The sequence below is a fragment of the Natronoarchaeum sp. GCM10025703 genome, from assembly GCF_042661985.1.
In the GTDB taxonomy this organism is placed as follows: domain Archaea; phylum Halobacteriota; class Halobacteria; order Halobacteriales; family Natronoarchaeaceae; genus Natranaeroarchaeum.
Genome location: NZ_JBHSZF010000001.1, coordinates 816,013 through 832,413, shown reverse-complemented (window position 1 = coordinate 832,413; position 16,401 = coordinate 816,013). Strand labels below are relative to the sequence as shown.

Below are 16,401 nucleotides of genomic sequence, written 5' to 3'. Positions count from 1 at the left end.
TAGGGAGCGGTCCACAGGAGAAAGTGCTCGAGGGGGACCACTCTGCGCGTGGTCAGACCGCGTCCTCGATTGTCGCTTCGACTGCTTCCCAGACCTCGTCGGGAGTTCCTTCGCCGTCGATACGGACGAGATCGCCCTCGTCTTCGTAATGGTCGATCACCGGCTGAGTGTTCTCCTCGAAGACGCGCAGGCGCTCGCGGACGGTCTCTTCGGTGTCGTCCTCGCGCTGGACGAGACGCTCGCGGATCTCCTCGTCGTCGGGCATATCGAACTCGGTGTGGTAGATGTCGCCCGTCTCGGGATCCATACGTCGGCCTGTGAGTCGGCGGACGAGTTCCTCGGTACCGACGTCGAGTAGCAATACGGCGTCAAGGTCGGTGATGTCCGAGAGATACTCTGCCTGATCGAGGTTGCGCGGGTAGCCGTCGAGCACGTAGCCGTCGGCCTCCTGCAGCGCCGTCTTGACGATCTCGTTGACGACCTCGTCGGGGACGAGTTCCCCGGCGTCCATATACTCGCCCGGCGTATCGTACTCCGTATCGAGATGGCTGATATCCATCTCCTTGTTCGCGCGCAGTGCGTCGCCCGTCGTGACGTGTTCGACGTCGAACTCCTCGGTGATTCGTGCGCTCTGTGTACCTTTCCCTGCCCCGGGTGCGCCGAGTAGCAGTACGTTTGGACTGGCCATACTGAAAGAACAGCCTCCCGATGTAAAGCTTTGAAGAAACCGTTCCGCCTTTGAGAGCCTATCTCGAACGCACGGGTATGACCAGATTCGATGCCGAGACGCCCAAAGACCGCCGCGCGCTCGCGGAGGACGCCATCGCCGCCCATCGAGAGCGCGACAGCGCCTTCCTGACCCTCGAAGCGGAGCTACCGGCGGAGACGACCGACGAAGACGCCGTAGCGCCGTGGATCCAGCTTGCAGAGGACACGCTGAACCTCGACTGTACGGACACTGAGCTCGACCGGCTCAAATCCCTCCTCGACGAGTACCCCTCCTTCACAGTCGACGAACTCGTCCGGCCCGAAGAGGCCGAAGGGACGAACGCCCGCATACTCGCCCGGACCGACGACGAGCGTATCGCCCAGTTCGTCGAGGACGCCTTCCGGCAGGTGTACGAACAGGACGAGGAGTACCTGCTCTGGGCCGCGGGAGTCTGAGTCGCCCGGCAGGCGGTCGTCGCCGGCGATTCCTTGCCGGGGTCGGACGACGGGCTTTTGCGACGCGCGAGCGCCTTTATGTGTATGCCCGCGACCGCACATCACGTCGGTATCACCGTATCGGATCTCGACCGCGTCGTCCCGTTCTACCGCGACGTGCTCGGGCTAGACCTCCGCACGCGGTTTTCCGTCTCCGGAGAGGCGTTTGCGACCGGCGTCGGCGTCGAGGGCGCGACCGGGTCGTTCGCCCATCTGGACGCCGACGGGATCCGGATCGAACTCGTCGAGTACGAACCGGAGGGGACGGCCGTCGACGACGCCGCGCTCAACCGCCCCGGCGCGACGCATCTGGGACTGGACGTCGAGGACCTCGATGCGTTCTACGAGGACCTCCCCGAGGACGTCGAGACGATCAGCCCGCCCCAGACGACAGAGAGCGGGACGCGGATCTGCTTTCTGCGCGACCCGGAGAACAATCTCGTCGAGATCCTGGAGCAGTAGGGATCACGCGTAAAACAGCGCCGGCCGCCGCTCGGACTCCTCGCCATCAGGGAGGTCGGCCCGCGTCCGGTCGCCGATGAGGTGCTCGAAGACGTCGATGGCGGATTCACGAAGCAGTGGGGCGTTGTCGTTCCCGCAGTTCTCCGAGTACGTGCAGGCCGGACAGCCGTCGGGACGGCCGCACTCGCAGTTGCGGAGTTGATCGCGTGCGTGCGCGGCGAGCGTCTCGAACTCCTCGTAGATAGCGCGGGCAAAGCCGATCCCGCCCTCGACGCCATCGTAGATGAACCAGCCCGAGGCGGTGCCGGTAGAGCCCTCGGCACGATCCGCGATAACGGCCTCGACGGCGTCAAGCGAACGCTCCGCGGTCGCACCGAGTTCGTCGTGCTCGGGGCTGGCGTAGTGGCTATCAAGGACGAGCGTCGAGAGGCCGCCCAGATCACCCTGATCGACGAGTAGCTCCAGCGGTGCGGTCTTGATCATCGCGTGTTCGGCGGCGTGGAGGCCAGCAACGTAGCCGATCTGGGGCGCACCCGCGCGCTCGGCGTCGACACCCGTCTCTGTCCCGTACTCCCGGTACGTTTCGAGCAGGCCGCGCTCGACGTCCTCGGACACCTCGACCCAGCAGAGTTGGGTCTCCATCCTGATCGGCGGGCGGTCGGTCGGAAGCAGCCGCTCTTTTGGCTCGTTCGACTCGACGTACACCTGATCGTAGGAGTGGTGATGGACGAGCACGGTTCCAGTGCCGAAATGCAGCGTGAAGCCGTTGACCTCGCGCGAGCGCTCCGACTCGGCGTCGACGACGTTCACGTCGGAAAGCGTCCGCGTGTAGTACTCCCGGTCGACCGGTTCGAGTTCGACGACTGGCTGGGGCCGGTCGTCGTGGATCGCCGTCACCTCGAACTGCTGGCCGTCGAATAGCCGTACCGCCCCCTCGTGGTAGTCGCGGAAGGCGCGGTTTCGCGCGACGTTCTCGGCGTCGAAGTCGCCGACTGCGGCCTCATCGACGTCGTCAGTCAGTCGGAGTTCGTACTCGTCGCCGCCGGTGCCGTAGATGCTCACCTCGGTCTGAGGGCGGCGCGCGCCGGCGTAGTGGACCACAGCGTCGAGATAGCCCGTGAGGCGGCCAGCGCGTCGCCACATCTCGACGCCCGAGCGGAGTCGCTCCTCGCTGGCGAAGCGCCCGATATCCGCCTCGTCGAGCGCGATTTCGTCGGCCGCACAGAGCAGGTGCTGGGCGAAGACGGCGTCGTTGTCGGTGTCGACGACGGCGTCCTCGACGTCGGTATCGAGCAGATACTCGGGGTTGTCGACGACGTACTGGTCGAGCGTGCGGTGGTCGGCGACGAGGACGCCCACGCTCCGGGAGCCACCCCGCCCTGCACGGCCGATCCGCTGCCAGAACTGCTGGCGCTGGCCGGGATAGCCCAGCAAGACCACGCCGTCGAGGTCACCGATGTCGATGCCGAGTTCCAGCGCGGAGGTCGTCGCTAGCCCGGCGAGCGACCCGTTCTTGAACGAGGATTCGCGCTCCTGACGCGTGATCCGGCCCATCCCCGCGTTGTAGGCTTCGAGCGAGGGAAGCGGCCCGTTCGTGGCCCGGTAGTAGCCCGGATGCTCGGAGCGGTGTTCCGCCGCGCGCCTGACCGCGATTTCGGTGAGCTTTCGGCTCGGACAGAAGAGTAGCGAGCCGATCCCATGGTAGGTGAGATGGTTCCAGAGCCGTGGCGCATCGACCGAGGCGGGCACCCGCGAGGTGATGCCGCCGTCGACGCCCGGTGCGGCCGGCGGGTCGTCCGCCGCGAAGGTTCCTTGCTCCTGCTCGCTCCCCGACGGCGGTGGGTTCCACAGCAACAGATCACGAGGGCCGCGTGGCGATCCGTCCTCGTCGACGACTGTCACTGGCTCGTCGAGCAGTTCCTCGGAATGCTCCTCGGGGTTGCCGATGGTCGCCGACGTCAGGACGTACTGCGGATCGCCGCCCCAGTGGGACACGACCCGGCGGAGCCGTCGGAGGATCCACGCGACGTGCATTCCCTGGACGCCGGTGTGGGTGTGGGACTCGTCGAGAACCACGAGGTCCAGACCCGAGTAAAAGCGGCTCCAGCGGTCGTGATCGTGGAGATACGTACTCACGCCCATCGGATTCGTCAGGATCACGTCCGCGCGCTCTCTGATCTCCCGGCGCTCGCTCTGGGGGTATCGCCGTCGTAGCGCGCGACGCGGACGTCGAGTCCCATCTCGTCGTAGCGGTCGGCCAGACTCTCGCGCTGATCGCCCGCGAGCGCCTTCGTCGGATAGATACACAGCGCGGTCGCGTCGGCGTCGCCGGTCCGGGAGCCGTCCGGCGCGAGCACGCCCGCATCGAGGAGGTTCCGGGCGATCTGGAGGGCGTACACGTCGGTCTTGCCGGAGGAGGTCGACGTGGCGACGGTGACGTTCTCGTCCCTGTCGAGCGCGTTTAGCGCGTCGGCCTGATGGCGAAACGGCTCGAAGGGGTAGCGCTCGGCGAGCGTCGGGCGCAACACCTCGCCGGACGGGACGGTGTCGGCCTCGCGTGCCGGAAGCGGCCGGTACGTGATCGAGTCGGAATCGAGCCAGACGCCCTCGCGCGGGAACGTCGCAATCAGGCGCTCGACGTCGATAGTGGAGTGGTGAGTCATATCAGAAATCCGTGAGTCCGGTCTGCTGGCCGCCCGAATCGGTCGCACTGTCGCTCGGGTCGCGGCGTCTGGCGTCCTCGATTGCCTGCCAGACGTGCCAGAGCGCCCGGCAGTCGTCCTCGCAGTAGCGCTCGTGACGCGTCCAGTCGGGTTCCGCGGCCGGGTCGGCGGGTGCGCGCATGAACCGCTGGTAGGCCGCGGCGGTCTGTGCGCCAGTTAGTCCCGTCTCGCCGCCCGCGTAGCCGAGGGCCCGCGCCACGTCGTCGAGTTTGTTCGTCCGGCCGGGGAGGAGCGCGTTCCCGTCCCGCACCCCCACGAGTACAGGTCGTGTTTCCAGAGATCCTGCCACGCCTCGACGTACTCCGGGGCGTGCTGGCGCACGAACTGTTCGATCACAGGGTAATCGAAGCCGTCGCCGTTCCACGTCAGTATCGTCCGCTCGGCGTGGCTGGCGAACAGGTGATCGCAGAACTGCCGGACGTTCCGGCCCGGCTCGCTCGGCGTTTCGTCCTCGATGAAGGCAGTGTACTCGTCGGTCTCCGGGTCGTAGATGCCGAACTGCCAGACGACCGTCGGCGAGAGGCCGTCGGTCTCGATGTCGAGACAGATCGGCTGCCGGCCGTTCCGCAGGGCCGGGAGCGACACGTTGGTGAGTCGCAGGGGATCGCCCGTCTCGATGACTTCGGCGTGGGCGTGCATCCGTTCCGCGGAGTCGCGGCCGACGCCGGACAGATCGGCGAGCGTAGCGACCGGCGTCTCGGCGAGTCCGGAGCGCGTCGTGATCCCCTGCTGGTGCAGGCTGGCTTCCGTCTTCGCGCCGACGCCGTGGATCGCCCGGAGGCCGAAACTGTCGGCGTCGACTGACTCCCCGGCGACCGCGCCGCTCGCCGTACAGGAGAGCAACGTGAGTCGCGATCCGTCCGCGCCGCCGCCCATTCCGTGGACCGTCACTGGCTCTCCGCCGCCAGTGTCCCAGGGATGGTGGTAGTTCGCGGGCTGGCGTCCTGCGAGCACGATCAGCGGGCCCGACAGGACGTTTCGGATCTCGGCCAGCGCATCGAGGTGGGGCAACCGCGCCGTCAGCGTCGTCGGATCGTGCTGGACGGCGAGATCCGGGACGACGAGCACCGTCGGCAAGTCCTCGGCGGCGTCCTCGCCGTTCGGCAGGATCTCGTCGATCTCGGAGAGGACGCTCCTCTCGCGGACTGAAACGAGTTCGTGGGTCGCAGTCGTCGGGTCGACCGCCGCTTGATCGACGACTTCGCCCTCCGGGGTGCGTCTGTGGTGTCCGACGTGGCCCGTCCCGGCCCGCGGAGCGATCACCGGAACCGTAGCGACCTTGCGAACGCCGCCGTACAGTTCCGGATCGAACTCGCCGGGCAGACAGACCGCGTCGGAATCGAAGTACGCCAGCGCGTCCTCGATGGCGGTTCGAGAGAGACGATGTCCCGCGTGGGCAGGAATCGAAAGGAGATCGAACGAGGAATCGCCGGCCATTGGACTCGGAGAGGGGCCGGAGAGAAAATAAACCTGCGGACGACAGGCCGGTCGTCGCTCGGACGGATGCCCGATCAGCACCGATCGGTCGGTGCTGGATGGTTCGCCTCAGTCACGGTGTCGCGAGGTGTTCGACCGCTGCCGTGGGGCCGACGTACTCCACCGTTTCCGTTTCGTAGTCGACGTCGACGACGCCGTTCTCGGTGAGCGTCGGGAGTATCTCCTCGTACAGGAGCGTCTCGACCTCCGCGTCATCGTCAGGGAACGCGGCCGTCTCCTTGTCGGCAAGGCGGTGAGCGAGCACGGGAATCGGGAGTGCAAGCGTCGTCGTATCGGCGATAGCCGCAGCGACATCCCAGCGCCGGCGGAGCGTTCGACCATCACCGCCGAGCAGTGCCAGGAGCGAGCGAATCGCGTCGGGATCCGCAGGCTCCTCGTCGAAGACGCCCTCGAGTTCGCGGCGGATCCGCGAGCGGCGGCTGATACCGAACGCGAGTCCGATTGCTAGGCCGAGCAGTGACAGATACTCGAAGAAGAACGCCGGATCGGCGAGGTTGACCTGTTCGGTAAGCTGATGCAGGTAGAGCCCACCGCCGATCAGATCCGCACCGACGATGCCGGCCACGCTCCAGGCGAGGATAACCCACAGATCGGTCGTGTCGTAGGAACTCCCTGCCAGTCGGTACGCGCCGAACACTATTGCGAAGGACACGGCTGCCACGACGATCAGTTCGACCTGCCACCAGACCGCCGATTCTCGATGGGTTAGCAGAAAGCCGATCGCTAATGCACCGAGGAGCGCTCCCATAAGCCCTATAAACCCCGCGGGGACCGATCGGCCGATTCGACTGTAGTTTCGTGTGTGTGTCGTTGCCATCGTGTCACCTGTCACTCCCAACTACACTGCCCTGAGTTATAAGTAGTTTGGATACCCCGTTATTCAGGAATCCGAAATAAATATAAGATCGGGTATATTAAGTGAGGGTGAGCACATGGTGGGACACGATCTGGATCGGAGTCTGGGACTTTATTCGACGATGATGATTAGTATGGGGGCGATGATCGGGAGTGGGATCTTCGTCCTTCCGGCGCTTGGATACAAGAAAGCCGGGCCAGCCGTTATTCTTGCGTACGTGTTGTCGGCAATCATCGTACTGCCAGCCGCACTATCGAAATCGGAGATGGCAACGGCGATGCCCGAGTCAGGCGGGACGTATCTCTACATCGACCGAGCGCTCGGGCCGCTGTTCGGTACTATCGCGGGAATCGGTGCCTGGTTCTCGCTAGCGTTCAAGAGTTCGTTTGCGCTCGTTGGACTCGGCGCGTATCTCCTGTTGTTCGCACCGATCTCACAAGGGGCGGTTCAGTTCATCGCGCTCGCTCTGGCCGCGCTGGTCATCATCCTCAACATTTCGGGGACGAAACTGAGCGGCCGGGTGCAGGCGGTCATCGTCAGCCTCGTCGTTGTCGGTCTTACAGCGTATACGCTCAACGGCGGGCTGGTCGGCGATACGTCCGCTTTCACGCCGTTCTTCCCCGATGGCGGCGGCGGCATCATCACCGCAGCGGCGTTCGTCTTCGTCTCCTTCGCAGGCGTGACCAAGATTGCTGCCGTCGCTGAAGAAGTGAAAGATCCTGGAAAGAACCTGCCCCGAGCGATGCTGGGATCAATGGCGATAATGACGGTCATCTACGTACTTGTCGTAGCCGCAATCATCGCACTGGCCGACCCCGAGGTGCTGAAACACGGCGGTCCCGGCGGAAGCGCATCGCTGACACCGCTGGCAGAGGGGGCGGACGCATTGTTCGGCGGCTTCGGCGTTGTCATCATCTCCGTGATCGCAGTGGTGGCCCTCATCAGCATGGCCAACGCCGGCGTGCTTTCGTCTTCACGGTTCCCGCTCGCTATGAGTCGTGACAAACTGCTTCCGCCACAGCTAGAACGGATCGACGAGCGGTTCAAGACGCCGCGGAACTCCGTGTTGCTCACGGGGACGGTGCTGTTCTTGCTGATCGCGTTCGTGCCGGTGATCGAACTGGCAAAACTGGCGAGCGCGTTCCAGATCCTCGTCTTCTCGATTTCGAACTTTGCACTGATTGCGTTCCGCGAAGCGGACCTGCCCTCGTACGACCCCGAGTTCGTCGCCCCGGGCTATCCGTTCGTGCAGATCTTCGGAATCCTGGCCGGACTCGGCCTCCTCACGCAGATGGGGCTGGTCCCGATACTCGGTACTGTCGGGATCACGAGCGCCGGTGTCGTGATCTACTTCGCCTACGGTCGATCCCGCACTGACAGGACGGGAGCGATCGGAACGATCATTCAGCGGCGTCGCGGAGACGAAGAAGGGGCGACAGTCGTTCCCGAGTCGGAGTAATCGCCTTCAGAAAGCGAGGACGACACTCGCAGGGCGGTCGTATTCACACAGGTCGGCAGTTTTCCGAACGGTTCCCGCTCAGTAGTTTCTACAGAGAAAACAGGCAGAGTGCCTCGGGGCTTGCCCCCGAGGGTGAATGCCGTCACGATATGCCATAATTATAACTATTCCGAACTATAACACACAGACAACGGCCAGAAACAACCCCTCAAAGTATGGAATTGAAGACCTCAATTCCTTTGCTGGCCGTTCGGTTGCTGGAAATGCGACTCCTCTCAAAACCCGCTACTGGCGGTGAGACGGGAGTTGTCGTGTCGTGGTGGAGCGACAGACCCTCACGGACACATCGGCGTGTTCGGGTGTTACTTCCAGCCGACCCCTCACGGGGAAGGTCGAGGGGAATTAAATTCGCCTGCGGGTGCAGGGCAGTCCAAGACGGCGAAGCCCCGGGGCTTGACCCCGAGGTACTTCACGAGAGGAGTCCTACTCAGTCAGTAGTCGCGGCGAACGACGATCACCGGATCGCGAGTCTCGTTGGCGATCCGATCCGGAAGCGAGCCGAATAGACGGTCGCCAAGTCGCGATTCGGCCTCGTACATCACGACCGCGTCGTACTCGTCGGCCACCCGAAGGATCTCGTCGTCGTGTTCTTGCCCCTCGACGACGCGCGTGTCGACCTCGCTCGGATCGAACCCGGCATCGATCAGTTGGTCGCGGATCTCTGTGACGAGTTCCTCGGCCTCCTCACGGCTCCCATCACTCTCGACGACGTGAAACAGCGTGATCTGCTGTGTCGAGTCCTCGCTAAGGAGACTGATGAACTTGGGAAGTCGGGTAACCTCGGCGGCGGCGGGGATCGGGACGAGGATCCGACGGATGTCGTCGGTCGGAGCGGGATCGAGTTCGGCGACGCAGCCCTCCTCCTCGGCTACCTGTTCGATCGCCGTCGCTCGGTCTTTCCCGAACACCAACCGCGTCCGGACGGATGCCCCCGCCTCGGCGAACTGCTCGGCTATCTCGTCGAGCGTCTCCTGTGCCTCCTCGCCGAACTGTTCGCTCGCCGACCGGGCCGGCGTCTGTTCAGGGAGGCCGTAGTGGCCCAGTACCACGACGTTCAGCGACGAGAGGTCCTCGATCAATACGGGCGACAGCGGTTCCGGATCCGGAAGTTCGAGCGGTACGAGAATCGTATCAACCATAGCGATACTTCGGACTCGAACGTGAAAAACGAGGGGCTTACGACGTCGGGACGGTTTATGATGGCGACGGATTCGTCGTATCGTCGGCGAGGAATGGTGCCAGCGGCCCGTTACTGTCGGCTTCCTCGGTCGGCAGGACGGTCACGACGTCGTTTGGCTGGAGCGTCGTCTCGTCGGGGGGATGAATAACCGACCCCTCGCGCTCGACAGAGATCACCACCGTCTCCGGAGAGAGCACACCCGCTTCCTGGGCTTCGACCGGCGACAGTCCCACGATCGGTGCATCCTCGGTGACACACACTTCGACGACGGACATCCCGTCGGCCAGTGTAACCGTATCGGTGACGGCCGACTCTTGATCGCCTTCGGGCAAGAACCCGGTGTACGGCGTGTGAAGTTCCGTCTGTAGTAGCTCCTCGTCCTCGATCTGGATGTCGAGTCCCGAGAGCGAACGGGCTATCTTCCGCAGGTCGCTCGTCTTTTCGCCGACGGCGACTACCTGAAGATCACGTCGGCCCGCCATCAGCACTCGCACATTGATGACACCCGGAATCGACCGCGCGGCCAGTGCCAGCCGTTCCCGTTCGTCGGCCGGCACCGTACACATAAAGACCGACGTGAGTCGGCCGCCAGCCTGCTCGAAGTCGATGATCGCCGTGTAGCCGCGTATCACGTCCTCTTCTTCGAGGCGCTCGATCCGGTTACGGATCGTTCCGGCGGAGACGTTCAGATCCTCCGCGATCATCGGTGCGGACGTGTTCCGTGCGTCCGTCATCAGCGCGTGGAGTATCTGATGGTCGATTTCGTCGAGTCGGTGGGTCATGACAGATCACGTCGCTGGGAGACCGAGAGACGGCGAACTGCCCGCCGGAGATCCACTCGCCATCGTCGAGACAGCGCGCTCGGTCGGTCGGAGAAACGCCGAGCCACAGTGTTTCTGTGGGGCTGATCGTCGGCGAAAACACCCTGTGAAATCATATCATAACGTAGCTACCAGAACGTAATATGGCTTGTCCTACACGGGTTTGGAAGGCGTCACAGCTATGACTCCCGAGAAACTGGCCGGGGGCACCCCATCGGTCGGTCCTCGATAAGGGGTAACGCCCGTCGTCACTCGAGATAGCCGAGTTCGCGCAATCGGTCGCGGGTCACCTCGTCGGCCTCGGCGAGCGCGTCTCGCCCAGTGGCGTCAGATTCGGCCGCCTCGTTCCAGGCCCCGCCGACGGCCTCCTCGAAGCGTGCTAGTGCCCGTTCAGTTTCGGCGACGACCGCGTCGTCCGCCGGATAAACCGGCAACTCTTCTTTCGGATATTCGTCGAGGCGATAGGCCTCGTCGGGGATGCGATCCGCGCGAACGTATTTCGCGTCGGGACGCCGTGCGGCACGGAATCGTGAATAGGCTCGATGAGACTCTGGGAGGTCGATACCCGCCTCGCTGGCTTTCTCTTCGAGGTGATGGAGTTCGATTACTGGCTGGGCGTACTCGACGAAGCCGTAGTCGCCGTCGCTCTTGCGGACTGCGCGCTGTCCGGGATCCGGATCGTCGCTTGCCCCGAAGTCGCGATATCGCTCCGAGAGGAGCGAGCGGGTCCGGTCGAGCGGTACCGGGTTTGCCTCCTCGCCCACGTCTCCGTCGTCCGGGTCGACGCCCAGCGCGTGCATGATCGAGTGATAACAGTCGAGCAACTCGACGAGGTCGTCCCGTCGGTCGGCGTCGAGCGCCGGATGTTTCACCAGCAGCGGAACGTTGATCAACTGCTCGTAGAGCGCGAACTCGTGGCCGTACAGGTCGTGTTCGCCGTGCAGTTCGCCGTGGTCGGCCGCGACGACGACTGTCGTCTCGTCCCATCGTCCAGTCTCGCGGAGCCAGTCGAATAGCCGTCCGAGTTCGGCGTCCATATGCGCGATTGTGGCGTCGTAGAGCCGCCGGATCGCGTTCCACTCCTCGTCGTCGATGTCGCGGGCACCGGCGTTGTACTCTTTGGAGTTCTGGCAGACATCGCCGGGATCGACATCGGGTGCGAACTCCTCGCGGTACTCCTCGGGGGTAGTACGGCAGGTGCGCATCCATCAGATTGATGAACGCGAACCAGCCCTCATCGCTCTCGTCGATAAACCGTTTCGTCCGATCGATCACCGTCGGTGTCTTCGAGTCCGCGCGCTCTCCGCTGGCCAGTTTGGCGTGGATCATCGCGCCGACTCTGACGATTGCCGACGCCAGTCGCCGGAGATACTCGCTGTCATTGATCGATTGCCACGCGGTGGCCAGCGGCCCCGAGAGCAGGTCGCCGGGTAGGACCTCGAAAAAGGAATCCTGCGCGTCGAAGCCGTCGGTGAGGCCCGTATAGGGAGTGATCCACGCGTTCGAGGAGTAACAGGCCGTGTCGTAGCCCGCCGCCGAGAGGGTCGACGCCAGACTGGTCGTTTCGTCGAGATACGGACTCTCCTGGTCCGCCCCGTGTTCGCTCGGATAGAGGCCGGTAAACAGCGACGCGTGGACCGGTAGCGTCCACGGTGCAGGGGCGACGGCCGACTCGAAGACCGTCGCCTCGTCGGCGAATCCCGACAGGTGTGGTGTCGTCCCTCTGGTGGAGCCATACGGTTCGAGAGCGTCTTTTCGGACCGTGTCGAGAATCACGAGGAGGACGTTCGACTGAGCGGCCGCGTCCATTACGAGTAGTACCTCAGCATCACTCAAAAATGAGGGGTGCCGGTGAGCAGCGCTCGGTTGCGTGTCGATGCGTACGTTCGGGGTAAGATGAACTTACTACCTGGACTGACCGAACGGTTCATGCGCGTCCGAAACGGAGGCCCGAATACGCGATTGAATCATGTATCGGGGAGGCCACATCGGCCTCAACGCGGCGCTGTACGCGCTCGTCGTGCCGACGGTGAGCCGACACTGGTCGCTCGAAGTGGCGCTTTTCGGGGCCGCACTCACGGTCGGCCTGGCGAACATCCCTGACCTCGATCAGCCGCTTCCGCGGCTTCGGCATCGCGGAGGGACTCACACGATCTGGTTCGCTCTGCTCGTCGGGGCCCTTACCGGTATCGTGATGACGGCTCTCGTCGGTGGAGCGCTCGCGTCGGTACTGGGCTTCGCCATCGGGGCCAGCAGCATCCTCGCCCACCTCGCTGGTGACGTAGTGACGCCGATGGGACTCCGTCCGCTCGCACCGCTCTCGCGGCGACACGTTACACTCGACTGGTTCAAGTCGAAGAACAGGCGAGTCAATCGAACGGTTTTGTTCGTCGGTGTTGTACTGTTGCTCACATCGCTTGCCCTGACGAGTTACCAGCTCTCGGGGGTGTTGTAGTCGTGCATCGGCACGGAGCGATCCACGTGAGGAACCGAAAACGAGTATGTCAGTACCGGTTTGCCAACTGCCAATGATCCCATTGCAACTGGGTCACGCTCCGACGTGGCAGAGTCGCTCTTGACGTCTGATCTCGCGCTCGCCGTGTTGTTAGGGATCTGCATCCTCGAAGGGACGATGTTGCTCCGGTTCATGCCGAGCGAACTCATTGCCCCGACGGCACTCGCGCTGGTCGGCACGTCTATCGCCGATATCACCGTGATACTAACGATCACCGTCGTCGGGACGACTATCGGACAGACGATCCTGTTTTTCCTCATCCGCCATGCAGGACGGGAGTATCTCCTACAAAAACGCTGGTTCCCGCTCACTGGCGCTCGACTCGATCGGTTCGACAGCTGGTTCGATCGGTGGGGGCCACTCGCCGTCGCGGGAAGCAATACACTGCTGTTCGTCCGGGGGTGCTCACAGTTCCTGCCGGACTGTCGGATATGCAACTGCGATCGTTTGTCACCCTGTCGGCGATCGGAACGCTGTCGTATCAGTCGATCCTCACCGGACTTTATCTGCTGGGTAGCGACATGGTGATGTGAGCGCATGGAGATCGCCGGGAGGCAGGCGAGAGGTTCGGGCTACCGGTCACGCCGAGTGATGGGATGGCGAAACCGGATGCCGGCATCGCGCAGTCGCCACCTGATCTCCAGACCGAGCCACGTCATCCCGATAAGGAGGCCGACGCCGATGGCGGTGAACTCCATCGAACCGACCCAGATCGGTGTCGCAAACAGGAGACCGTTGTAGACCCGATGTGGGAGGAGTTCCTGAACGATGTTGTCGAGAAATCCAAACGGATCGACACCCCCGCCGCTTTCGGCGGCATCGGCGTCGACGGTTCGTGATTCGAGTCCGAGTTCGGCCGCGCTCTGTCCCCCTCGCTTTCCGCGCCGCTTTCGAGTCGCTCAGCCTCGTAGGGAAGCGTCGATCCGACCGACCAGACGATCTCGCCCGACTGGTCGACCTCGAAGACGCGGTTGCCGTGCGAATCGGAGATCAACGTGTGTCCATTGGGTAGCCGGTCGGCATCACGCGGCCACTGGATCCGGTCGTCCGCCCACTGCCAGGTTCGCGTCCACTCGTCTCCCTCGCGCTGGAACTCCTGGACCCGGCCGTTCTCGGAGTCGGCAACGAGAACTGCGGGTCCGCCCTGTGACTCGGGAATGTAATCGGGGTTGTGCTGTTCGTACTGGATGTCGTAGTTGTCCTCCTCGCCGAGCGTCCACTCCTCGACGAGTCCCTCGTCGGGGTCGAGGAAGACGACCTGATCCTGATTCCGAAGGCTGGCCATGATTCGGCCCTCGTTTTCACCCTCCTCGATATACTCGACGTCGTTGATGTGGGCCCAGTCTTCCGGATACGGTCCGCCCCGTTCGACGGGGAACTCGCTCTGTGCATCCCAGAGCCACTCGACGACCTCCGTCTCGGTGTTCACGATGAAGACCTGATCCGCGACGATGTCGGCAATGACGACGCGGGTGTCGTCGATCCGTGCCGAATCGTGCCACTCGCCAGCGGTCTCCTTGTAATCGTAGCGCTCGTAGATCACGTCGACCTCACCGGTCTCGACGTCGACACGCTCCAGTACGTTCCGGGCACACGGCGGGTCGCTACAGGTCGGCCCCTCGCTGTGAATCGTGTCGGTCGCCGTGTATTCGACAGTCATCGGGTCGCCTTCGACCGGGTCGGCATCGAAATACTTCGTCCGTGAGTTGTTGTAGTACGCGACCTCACCGTCGGGTGCGTAGACGGTGATCGTTCCGGCCCGGCCCGACTCGGTGATAACGGTGTAATCGTCCGTCTCCGGTGCGGTCGGTACGGCGGTCTCCGAGCCCGTCGAGAGGTCAGTCGAGACCGCCGCGGCGGCGACGACCCCGACAGAGAGCACCAGTAGGACGGAAAAGAGGATCCGGAGTCGGTTTCGTGTGAGTCCCGAGCGGAGGCGGTTCGTCGCCCGGCGCACGCGGTCGATCACGGGTAGTCCACCCTCAGGTATGGGACGAGGCTCTGTGGGACCATTGGGTTTTGCTTCCGGAGGATATCTATTAGTCCTTTGTGTCGGCACGGGGTACTCGCTGCCGGCCGACTCCGTTCGTCGTGCGTACGCACTGCTGATCGTCCGTGGCTCTCGGCGGTATTCCGCGCAAGAAATGGTGTTGCGGACTGCTCGCTTACTTCCCGAACATGTTCCGCATCATCGGGTGCATCTCCATGAGTTGCTCCTCGGCGATCTCCTCGTACAGTTTGTACGTGATAGAGACCGTCAGCAGCAGCCCCGTTCCGGTGACTTCACCGATGGTGCCGAGCATGTTCGCGCCGACCGCAAGGATTCCGACGAGTGCACCGCCGATAACGGTCACTTGCGGGATGTACCGCTCCATGACCTTCTCGACGACGCCCACGTTCTGGCGGAACCCGGGGATCTGCATCCCGGAGTTCTGGATCTGTTTCGCGGTCGATTCCGGGCCCATGTCCGTGGTTTCGACCCAGAAGATCGCGAAGATCGCCCCGCCGACGATCATCACGAACAGGTCGACGCCCACGCGGATCATGATGTTTGCGGGAGCCTGTGCGACGGCCTCCGTCCACCACATCCAGTCTTCCGGGCTGTAGATGGGGGCGACGTAGTAGAAGAACCCCTGTACGGGCTGTCCGTTAGCGTCGTAGACCCCGAGCCACGCCGGCATACTCGCCGTCCGGTCGATGATCCGTCCGACGAACTGCAGGTTCGCCTGCAGCGCCCGAACGAGGATCATCGGCAGGACGCTGGCGTAGATGAGCTTCACGGGGAAGCGTCCACGCGCGCCCTTGACGCGACTGTGACTCAGCGGGATCTCGACCCGAACGCTCTCTGCGTACACGACGATCCCAAAGATCAGCAGTGTCGTGAGCAGCGCGAGGATCTGTCCCTGACCGAAGATCAGGAAGTTGAGACCGTCGCCGCCGATCAGCGAACCGGTCGGCCCCTCACGGCCGAGCGCGATGTTGATCCACGTCGGAATGAAGCCGCCTGAACCGGGGCTGAGGAACCCGGCGACGAGCTTCTGGCTGACGCCTGCAATAATGAACAGGCCAACACCGCTACCGACGCCCCACTTGGAGACGATCTCGTCCATGTATAGGATGAGGATGCCGCCGAGGACGATCTGCGCGAACAGCAGTGCGCGCACACCTTCCAGCGGGACCCCGATCGCGTTAGCGACTTCCGGACTGGCCTGAAGGAACCCTGCCCAGACGAGCGGGATCGCCATCAGCACCGTCATCACGACGACCAGCAGTTTCTGGAGCCCCTGATAGAGCACCTGATCCCGCGGGTCGTCCGTATCCAGTCCGAGCAGATTCGCGCCGCCGAGTAGCTGCAAGACGATACTCGCAGTGACGATCGGGGCGATCCCGACCTGCATCAGGGTGCCCTGCTGGACAGCGAGAATGGATCCGAACTGGCCGAACGCGTCGGCTCCTTCTCCTCCCCGAGGAAGACCCCACAGCACGATGTTCGTCAGGAAGAAGTACAGCATCAGTACTCCGCCGGACCACAGTAGCTTTCGCTTGAACGGCACGTGGCTAGTCGGTCTGCGGACTGTCGGCATCCGCGTTAGGACCGGTTCAGCAGCCTCCTTCCATCCCATGT

The 16,401-nt window shown here is 63.6% G+C and carries 12 protein-coding genes and 4 pseudogenes; 5 read left to right on the top strand and 11 right to left on the bottom strand.

Annotated elements, in window-relative coordinates; translation table 11 throughout:
- Positions 1–52: 52 nt before the first annotated feature.
- The gene (locus tag ACFQH2_RS04670) at positions 53–688 is read right to left on the bottom strand and encodes an adenylate kinase (protein ID WP_377051416.1); all 636 of its coding nucleotides are present in this window, start codon (positions 686–688) and stop codon (positions 53–55) included.
- A 77-nt stretch (positions 689–765) separates the two neighbouring features.
- Between ACFQH2_RS04670 and ACFQH2_RS04665 the strand changes: the two genes are divergently transcribed.
- Together ACFQH2_RS04665 and ACFQH2_RS04660 are read left to right on the top strand one after the other, a co-directional pair.
- Positions 766–1,164 carry a hypothetical protein gene (locus ACFQH2_RS04665; protein ID WP_377051414.1) on the top strand — a complete coding sequence of 133 codons (399 nt, stop codon included), beginning with the start codon at positions 766–768 and terminating at the stop codon, positions 1,162–1,164.
- 84 nt (positions 1,165–1,248) lie between these two features.
- The gene (locus ACFQH2_RS04660; RefSeq protein WP_377051412.1) at positions 1,249–1,665 is read left to right on the top strand and encodes a VOC family protein; all 417 of its coding nucleotides are present in this window, start codon (positions 1,249–1,251) and stop codon (positions 1,663–1,665) included.
- Between the two features lie 3 nt (positions 1,666–1,668).
- Here the strand turns inward: ACFQH2_RS04660 and ACFQH2_RS04655 are convergent, their stop codons facing one another.
- The 5 genes and pseudogenes from ACFQH2_RS04655 to ACFQH2_RS04635 form a co-directional block, all read right to left on the bottom strand.
- Positions 1,669–2,808 (bottom strand): Zn-binding domain-containing protein, encoded by a 1,140-nt coding sequence (locus tag ACFQH2_RS04655; RefSeq protein ID WP_377076967.1) that lies wholly within the window; start codon positions 2,806–2,808, stop codon positions 1,669–1,671.
- A 285-nt stretch (positions 2,809–3,093) separates the two neighbouring features.
- Positions 3,094–4,328: pseudogene (locus ACFQH2_RS04650) on the bottom strand (DEAD/DEAH box helicase); the annotation flags it as partial.
- 1 nt (position 4,329) lies between these two features.
- Positions 4,330–4,587, bottom strand: a complete 258-nt coding sequence (locus ACFQH2_RS04645) for a ribonuclease H-like domain-containing protein (RefSeq protein ID WP_377076492.1) — start codon at positions 4,585–4,587, stop codon at positions 4,330–4,332.
- On the bottom strand, positions 4,545–5,825 hold the full coding sequence (locus ACFQH2_RS04640) for a ribonuclease H-like domain-containing protein (RefSeq protein WP_377076491.1): 1,281 nt from the start codon (positions 5,823–5,825) through the stop codon (positions 4,545–4,547). Before ACFQH2_RS04640 ends, ACFQH2_RS04645 begins: the two co-directional genes overlap by 43 nt.
- 112 nt (positions 5,826–5,937) lie before the next feature.
- A complete protein-coding gene (locus ACFQH2_RS04635) occupies positions 5,938–6,633 on the bottom strand; it encodes a hypothetical protein (RefSeq protein ID WP_377051406.1) in 696 nt (231 codons plus the stop codon).
- Between the two features lie 184 nt (positions 6,634–6,817).
- Between ACFQH2_RS04635 and ACFQH2_RS04630 the strand changes: the two genes are divergently transcribed.
- Positions 6,818–8,200, top strand: coding sequence for an APC family permease (locus ACFQH2_RS04630; RefSeq protein ID WP_377051404.1), 1,383 nt, complete (start codon positions 6,818–6,820; stop codon positions 8,198–8,200).
- A gap of 491 nt (positions 8,201–8,691) precedes the next feature.
- Here the strand turns inward: ACFQH2_RS04630 and ACFQH2_RS04625 are convergent, their stop codons facing one another.
- The 3 genes and pseudogenes from ACFQH2_RS04625 to ACFQH2_RS04615 all read right to left on the bottom strand — a co-directional run bounded on the left by ACFQH2_RS04625 (position 8,692) and on the right by ACFQH2_RS04615 (position 12,070).
- Positions 8,692–9,399 (bottom strand): universal stress protein, encoded by a 708-nt coding sequence (locus ACFQH2_RS04625; RefSeq protein WP_377051402.1) that lies wholly within the window; start codon positions 9,397–9,399, stop codon positions 8,692–8,694.
- Positions 9,400–9,454: 55 nt separating this feature from the next.
- The gene (locus ACFQH2_RS04620; protein WP_377051400.1) at positions 9,455–10,222 is read right to left on the bottom strand and encodes an Lrp/AsnC family transcriptional regulator; all 768 of its coding nucleotides are present in this window, start codon (positions 10,220–10,222) and stop codon (positions 9,455–9,457) included.
- A 287-nt stretch (positions 10,223–10,509) separates the two neighbouring features.
- Positions 10,510–12,070: pseudogene (locus ACFQH2_RS04615) on the bottom strand (sulfatase).
- 160 nt (positions 12,071–12,230) lie between these two features.
- Between ACFQH2_RS04615 and ACFQH2_RS04610 the strand changes: the two are divergent.
- Positions 12,231–12,716: a metal-dependent hydrolase gene (locus ACFQH2_RS04610; protein WP_377051396.1), complete on the top strand. Its 486-nt coding sequence runs from the start codon at positions 12,231–12,233 to the stop codon at positions 12,714–12,716.
- Positions 12,717–12,789: 73 nt separating this feature from the next.
- Positions 12,790–13,309 (top strand): annotated as a pseudogene (locus tag ACFQH2_RS04605) (DedA family protein).
- Between the two features lie 39 nt (positions 13,310–13,348).
- Here ACFQH2_RS04605 and ACFQH2_RS04600 read toward each other — a convergent pair.
- Positions 13,349–14,766: pseudogene (locus ACFQH2_RS04600) on the bottom strand (aryl-sulfate sulfotransferase).
- Between the two features lie 175 nt (positions 14,767–14,941).
- The gene (secY, locus tag ACFQH2_RS04595) at positions 14,942–16,399 is read right to left on the bottom strand and encodes a preprotein translocase subunit SecY (RefSeq protein ID WP_377051390.1); all 1,458 of its coding nucleotides are present in this window, start codon (positions 16,397–16,399) and stop codon (positions 14,942–14,944) included.
- Positions 16,400–16,401 lie beyond the last annotated feature (2 nt).

Bases quoted from the DNA above. Each gene is read 5' to 3' on its own strand.
- ACFQH2_RS04660 (WP_377051412.1), top strand. From the start codon at position 1,249: ATGCCCGCGACCGCACATCACGTCGGTATCACCGTATCGGATCTCGAC.
- ACFQH2_RS04620 (WP_377051400.1), bottom strand. From the start codon at position 10,222: ATGACCCACCGACTCGACGAAATCGACCATCAGATACTCCACGCGCTG.
- ACFQH2_RS04655 (WP_377076967.1), bottom strand. From the start codon at position 2,808: ATGTGGCGACGCGCTGGCCGCCTCACGGGCTATCTCGACGCTGTGGTC.
- ACFQH2_RS04670 (WP_377051416.1), bottom strand. From the start codon at position 688: ATGGCCAGTCCAAACGTACTGCTACTCGGCGCACCCGGGGCAGGGAAA.
- secY (WP_377051390.1), bottom strand. From the start codon at position 16,399: ATGGGATGGAAGGAGGCTGCTGAACCGGTCCTAACGCGGATGCCGACA.
- ACFQH2_RS04630 (WP_377051404.1), top strand. From the start codon at position 6,818: ATGGTGGGACACGATCTGGATCGGAGTCTGGGACTTTATTCGACGATG.
- ACFQH2_RS04640 (WP_377076491.1), bottom strand. From the start codon at position 5,825: ATGGCCGGCGATTCCTCGTTCGATCTCCTTTCGATTCCTGCCCACGCG.
- ACFQH2_RS04665 (WP_377051414.1), top strand. From the start codon at position 766: ATGACCAGATTCGATGCCGAGACGCCCAAAGACCGCCGCGCGCTCGCG.
- ACFQH2_RS04610 (WP_377051396.1), top strand. From the start codon at position 12,231: ATGTATCGGGGAGGCCACATCGGCCTCAACGCGGCGCTGTACGCGCTC.
- ACFQH2_RS04635 (WP_377051406.1), bottom strand. From the start codon at position 6,633: ATGGGAGCGCTCCTCGGTGCATTAGCGATCGGCTTTCTGCTAACCCAT.
- ACFQH2_RS04625 (WP_377051402.1), bottom strand. From the start codon at position 9,399: ATGGTTGATACGATTCTCGTACCGCTCGAACTTCCGGATCCGGAACCG.